At 69.7% G+C, this 4,373-nt stretch carries 5 protein-coding genes, 2 pseudogenes and 1 riboswitch; of the genes and pseudogenes, 3 read left to right on the top strand and 4 right to left on the bottom strand.

The window, feature by feature from the left end; translation table 11 throughout:
* Positions 1-123: 123 nt before the first annotated feature.
* Both AB0C29_RS35805 and wrbA read right to left on the bottom strand, forming a co-directional pair.
* On the bottom strand, positions 124-477 hold the full coding sequence (locus AB0C29_RS35805) for a VOC family protein (protein WP_360829986.1): 354 nt from the start codon (positions 475-477) through the stop codon (positions 124-126).
* Positions 456-1,091 (bottom strand): NAD(P)H:quinone oxidoreductase, encoded by a 636-nt coding sequence (gene wrbA / locus AB0C29_RS35800; RefSeq protein ID WP_360829983.1) that lies wholly within the window; start codon positions 1,089-1,091, stop codon positions 456-458. The genes AB0C29_RS35805 and wrbA overlap by 22 nt, the downstream gene beginning before the upstream one ends.
* A gap of 148 nt (positions 1,092-1,239) precedes the next feature.
* Here wrbA and AB0C29_RS35795 point away from each other — a divergent pair.
* Both AB0C29_RS35795 and AB0C29_RS35790 read left to right on the top strand, forming a co-directional pair.
* A pseudogene (locus AB0C29_RS35795) lies at positions 1,240-1,482 on the top strand (sigma factor); the annotation flags it as partial.
* 336 nt (positions 1,483-1,818) lie between these two features.
* Positions 1,819-1,956: riboswitch (cyclic di-AMP (ydaO/yuaA leader) on the top strand.
* 14 nt (positions 1,957-1,970) lie between these two features.
* Entirely contained in the window at positions 1,971-2,963 is a 993-nt protein-coding gene (locus tag AB0C29_RS35790) for an NlpC/P60 family protein (RefSeq protein WP_360829980.1), read from the top strand.
* A gap of 55 nt (positions 2,964-3,018) precedes the next feature.
* Here the strand turns inward: AB0C29_RS35790 and AB0C29_RS35785 are convergent, their stop codons facing one another.
* The gene (locus AB0C29_RS35785) at positions 3,019-3,639 is read right to left on the bottom strand and encodes an SRPBCC family protein (protein WP_360829977.1); all 621 of its coding nucleotides are present in this window, start codon (positions 3,637-3,639) and stop codon (positions 3,019-3,021) included.
* 93 nt (positions 3,640-3,732) lie between these two features.
* Positions 3,733-4,062: a hypothetical protein gene (locus tag AB0C29_RS35780; RefSeq protein ID WP_360829974.1), complete on the bottom strand. Its 330-nt coding sequence runs from the start codon at positions 4,060-4,062 to the stop codon at positions 3,733-3,735.
* Between the two features lie 21 nt (positions 4,063-4,083).
* On the opposite strand from AB0C29_RS35780, the pseudogene AB0C29_RS35775 reads away from it, so the two are divergent.
* Positions 4,084-4,373 (top strand): annotated as a pseudogene (locus AB0C29_RS35775) (hypothetical protein); the annotation flags it as partial.

Raw genomic sequence — 4,373 nt, 5'->3', positions numbered from 1 at the left:
GCCGCCGGCTGGTCGGAGGAGCACGCGGCCAGGACGAGCGCCAGGCCACCGGCGACTGCTGCACGCACGACCGTCTTCATGGTGCATCTCTACCCACTGGTCGCGCCGGCACGCAACTTCCGGTCAGTCCCGATGGGCCACGATGTTGAGCACGTTGCCGTCCGGCGCCCGGACGAAGAAGCGGCGTACGCCCCACGGCTCGGTGGTCAGTGGGTGCACGATCTCGTAGCCGAGCCGCTGCGCCTCCTCGTAGGCCCCGTCGACGTCGTCGGTCTGCACGGAGATCACCGAGTCCTCGGGTGCGGTGGCGTCACCGCTCACCAGCTGCACGCTCGCCCCGCCGTCGGATGAGGTGTAGCGGGCCACCCAGCCCAGGTTGAACTCCTCGGTGCTCAGGCCGAGGAAATCGGTGTAGAAGCCCTTCGCCGCCTCGAGGTCGGGCACGGGAAGGTTGGTCATGATGCGTCGGGCGCGCATGTGCTCCTCCTGCCGGCGCCGGCCTTGAGCGAGGCGGCGGTCTCGACCGCACGGAGAGCCTGGTGCCGGGCTGCCTGCAAGGCTATGTCACCGGGCGGGCCGTCGCCCGCGACGTGCGAGGTGCCGTACGGGTTGCCCGACCGGAACTGGATCGGGTCGGTGTAGCCGGGTGGCACGATGATGCCGCCCCAGTGGTAGAACACGTTGCCCAGCGCCAGCAGGGTGGACTCCTGGCCGCCGTGGGCGGTGTTGGAGGCGGTGAAGGCCGAGTAGACCTTGCCGGCCAGGCCGCCCTGCGCCCACAGCGGTCCGGTGCTGTCGATGAAGGCCTTGAGCTGGGCGGACACGTTGCCGAAGCGGGTCGGTGTGCCCATCAGCACCACGTCGGCCCAGGCCAGGTCGTCGAGGCTCGCCTCGGTCAGGCCGGCGGTGTCCCGCAGGTGCCGGCCCCAGGCCGGGTTCGCGTCGATCGCCTGCGGCGGGGCCGACTCGGCGATCCGGCGCAGCCGGACCTGGGCGCCGGCTTTCTCCGCGCCTTCGGCGGCGGCCCGCGCCAGCGCGTGCACGGTGCCGGTGGCGCTGTAGTACACGATCGCGGCGTTCACGGATTCCATGACTCGTCTCTCCCGGTCGGATGGGCGTTGGGGTGCAGCGGTACGACGACAGAGCACCGCAGAATGTGAGGTGGCGCGCCGGCCTCACAATCCGGTGCGGTGTCTCGTCGGACCCGGTGCGGACGCGACGATCGAAGGAGCCGGGGGCATGAGCGAACGGCGGCAGCTGATCAATCTCGCGTACCGGTTGCTGGGCTCACTGGCCGACGCCGAGGACGTGGTGCAGGAGACCTACGCCCGCTGGTACGCCATGCCGGCCGCGCAGCAGGAGGCCATCGAGTCACCGGGCGCCTGGCTGACCCGGGTGGCCGGGCGCATCTGCCTCGACCAGCTGCGTTCCGCACGCTCGCGGCGGGAACGCTATGTCGGCGAGTGGATCCCGGAACCGCTGCCCGGCCGTACGGGGCTCGGCGGGCGGCCCGGCGCCGCGACGGCCGATCCGGGCGACCGGTTGAATGTGAGTGATCCGCGCCCGGTCACCGTGACCTTGAGCCTGGCCGCGGCCACCGGCGCGGTCGGCCTGCTGGTATTACCCACAGTGATTCTGGTATTGCCCTGGCTGGACCGGGCGCTCTCGGCCTGGCCGCTTTGACGGCCATTTCCTTACGCTGCGTCAACCAATGTTCGGCGCAGTGTGTCCTGATACCGCCGGGTTCAATTCGCCGTTGATCGGGAGTACGGTAGTGCCCGGCTCGGCAGTCCCCCCTCGTCCCAACCCGGGCGAACTGACGGGCCACCGCCTAATCGTCGCGAGACGAACCGGGGACCCACGAATTCTGGGGTCAAGCCACCAGCAACACGGTGGCCGGGCGCGCTTCCCGCCCGCACCCGTCAGCTAACCCGGTCGGCGGCCGAGGGAAGAAAGGACACTGCACCTACGTGAAACGGATTGAGGCGCGCAGCGCCGCAATTCTGCGCAGCATCGCCTGCGCCGTCGTCGCGGTCGGGATTCTTCTCACTCCCGGGGTGGCGAATGCGACACCGTCCCCGTCGAGCATCGAAAAGCAGATCGACGAGCAGTGGAACAAGCTGGAACCGGTCATCGAGCAGTACAACAACGTGCACAACCAGCTGCTCAAGAACCAGGACCAGCTCCGCAAGATCGACAAACGGCTCGCACCGCTGGAGCTGGAGGTCGACCTGGCCATGTCGCAGGTGGGCAACATGGCGGGAAAGGCCTACATGCAGGGCTCGCCCAGTGCCATGAAGGCCATGGTCGTCAGTGGCTCGCCGACCTCTCTGACCGAGAAGCTCACGTTCCTCGACCAGATCAGCCGGCACCAGCGTGAGTCGGTCTCGGGCGCCGCGAAGTTGCGCGACCAGCTCGCGGGCGACAAGCGCGACCTGGACACTCTGACCAAAGCCGTGGCGGCGCGCGACAAGGCGCTGGCCAAGCAGAAGAAGGACATCCAGAAGAAGGTCGACGAGCTGCAGAAACTGCGGATCAGGGCGTACGGCGCGAGCGGCGTCTCCGACGGTGCGTTCAAGACGGGCCCGTGCCCGGTCGACTACACCGACGACAAGGGTGGCCGGGCGGCGCAGAAGGCGTGCGACCTCATCGGCAAGCCCTACATCTTCGGTGCGGAAGGGCCGGGCGGCTACGACTGCTCCGGTCTGACCAAGGTGGCCTGGGCGGTGGTCGGGGTGCACCTGGAGCACTTCACCGGTGACCAGATCGGAGCGGGTCGGGCGGTCAGCCGCAGTCAGCTGCAGCCGGGCGACCTGATCTTCTACGGCAGTCCGGTCCATCATGTCGGCATCTATGTCGGCGGCAACACGATGGTGCACGCACCGCACACGGGTGACCACGTCCGCATGGCGTCGATCGATCGCAGCGGGGCCATCACCGGCATCCGCCGCCCGACGGGCTGACGCCGGCACCGAGCACGACGGAAAAGCCGCCACCTCTGTGGCGGCTTTCTCCTTTTCAGGCCTGTTCAGGGGCGAACTGGGCCAGCGACATCTCCTTGGCCGCGGCAATGTCCTCCGGCTCCGCCGTGCCGGAGGCCTCGACCACGCTCACCCAGATGTGCACGGACCGCAGCGTGAACTCCCGGGCCTCCGGCGAGCTGGCCGCGGCGACCGGGTCCTCGGCGACCACACCCTGCAGAAACAGCGCCAGGGCCAGGAATGCGCCGTCCCAGCCGGGGCCGACGTAGAGCGCCCCCGCGCCGCTGCGGGCCATCTCGATGGGGACGGTGTGCTCCAGCTCGAGCCGGGTCCGCTCCGCGCCGTCCGGGGACAAGCGCAGCTCCACTAGGCTCAGCGGGCCGCCGAAGGTCAGCCGCAGCAGGTGGGGCGGTTCGCAAGCCAGGATGTCGCCGCCCGCGTTGCCCTCCAGCTGGAACTTGCCGCCGGCCCGCAGATCCCCGCTGACCGGATAGAACCACCGCCTGATCCGCTCCGGGTCGGTCAGGGCCGCCCAGACGTCCTCAACCGCACCGTCGTAGACCCGGCCGAGCAGGACGGTGACCCCTTCGCCACCCTCGATCGGCCCCCTGCTGACGGTGCGCTGAATGGCCTCCAGCTGCTCCGCGATTTCGATCATCGGTCGTCCTCCCCATGCCAAGCCGTTCCGGACGCAGGCCAGTATGCCAGCCGTCGCTTATATAAGCCAAGGCTGGCATGAGAAGGGACCCACTCAGCCGGCGAACGTCCAGCGGAGCCCCGTGTGCTCCGCCGAGCGGTACGCCGTCTCCGTCTGGGCGTCGACCCAGCCCCGAGGGTCGTAAACCACCGCAGTGTCGTCCGCTGCCCGGTCGTCGACGGCCACGGTGGTCCCGTCCGGGCACCGCAGCCGCTCAGCGGACACGACCGCACAGGTTGCCGTACGGCCGGCCACCGCGAGCGCCGCGCCGGGTCCGCCGGTGAAGGCGGTGGACAGCGCGACCACCGTGACGAGGAAGCCGGCCGCGGCGAGGTGGCTGCCATGGCTCCGACGGTAACGGTGGGCTCCAATGTGTCCGATCATGATGCTGCGAGACTGGAGGGCATGTTTCCCGCTGCCTTCGTCCGCAACGTCACCGGCAACTGGGGCGACGACGGCCGGCGCTGGCTCGCGCAGTTGCCCGTCCTGGTCGAGGACGTCGCCCGGGAGTGGGGGCTGACGGTCGGTGCGGCGTACCCGTTGAGTTTCAACTATGTCGCGCCGGCGCGGCGGGCCGACGGGTCGCCGGCCGTGCTCAAGCTCGGCCTGGCCGCGGCCGGTCATGTCGCGATGGAGGCCGACACGCTCGGCTTCTTCGGCGGCCGGGGCGCGGTCGAGGTGCTGGCCCGCGACGA

This window comes from Actinoplanes sp. NPDC048791 (assembly GCF_040650095.1).
Classification (GTDB): Bacteria; Actinomycetota; Actinomycetes; order Mycobacteriales; family Micromonosporaceae; genus Actinoplanes.
Note: the sequence above shows the minus strand (reverse complement) of the source record. Positions and strands in the feature narration are given on the sequence as shown.